General features: G+C 70.4%; 1 protein-coding gene. It reads right to left on the reverse strand.

All coding sequences use genetic code 11. The features are described from left to right. Window positions 1-1,080, reverse strand: a 1,080-nt coding sequence (metK, locus tag AQJ66_RS36610; protein ID WP_061931263.1) for a methionine adenosyltransferase, incomplete at both ends; no start/stop codon positions are given.

The raw sequence follows: 1,080 nt of genomic DNA on the forward strand, positions 1-1,080 counted from the left end.
CCAGGCCCGCGGCCTTGCGCAGGGCGTCCACGCGGTCCGTGCGCTCCCAGGTGAAGTCGGGCAGCTCGCGGCCGAAGTGGCCGTAGGCCGCCGTCTGGGCGTAGATCGGGCGGAGCAGGTCCAGGTCGCGGATGATCGCGGCCGGGCGGAGGTCGAAGACCTCGTCGATCGCCTTCTCGATGCGCTCGGCGTCGACCTTGGCGGTGCCGAAGGTCTCGACGAACAGGCCGACCGGCTCGGCCTTGCCGATGGCGTAGGCGACCTGGACCTCGCAGCGGGAGGCCAGGCCCGCCGCCACGACGTTCTTGGCGACCCAGCGCATCGCGTAGGCGGCCGAGCGGTCGACCTTGGACGGGTCCTTGCCCGAGAAGGCGCCACCGCCGTGCCGCGCGAAGCCGCCGTAGGTGTCGATGATGATCTTGCGGCCGGTCAGGCCGGCGTCGCCCATCGGGCCGCCGATCTCGAAGCGGCCGGTCGGGTTGACCAGCAGGCGGTAGTCCTCGGTGTCCAGCTTGATGCCGTCCTCCAGGAGCGCCTTCAGCTCGGGCTCGACGACGAACTCGCGGATGTCGGGCGCGAGCAGCGACTCCAGGTCGATGTCGGAGGCGTGCTGGCTGGAGACGACCACGGTGTCGAGGCGGACGGCCTTGTCCCCGTCGTACTCGATGGTGACCTGCGTCTTGCCGTCGGGGCGCAGGTAGGGGATGGTGCCGTTCTTGCGGACCTCGGACAGGCGCCGGGACAGGCGGTGCGCCAGGAAGATCGGCAGCGGCATCAGGGTCGGCGTCTCGTCGGAGGCATAGCCGAACATCAGGCCCTGGTCGCCCGCACCCTGCTTGTCCAGCTCGTCGTCGTCGCCCTCGACCCGGGACTCGTACGCCGTGTCCACGCCCTGCGCGATGTCCGGGGACTGCGCGCCGATGGAGACGGACACACCGCAGGAGGCGCCGTCGAAGCCCTTCTTCGAGGAGTCGTAGCCGATCTCCAGGATCTTGCCGCGGACCAGGGTCGCGATGTCCGCGTAGGCCTTGGTCGTCACCTCGCCGGCCACGTGCACCAGGCCGGTGGTGATCAGCGTCT

Origin of the sequence: Streptomyces bungoensis (genome assembly GCF_001514215.1) — a bacterium.
GTDB lineage: Bacteria > Actinomycetota > Actinomycetes > Streptomycetales > Streptomycetaceae > Streptomyces > Streptomyces bungoensis.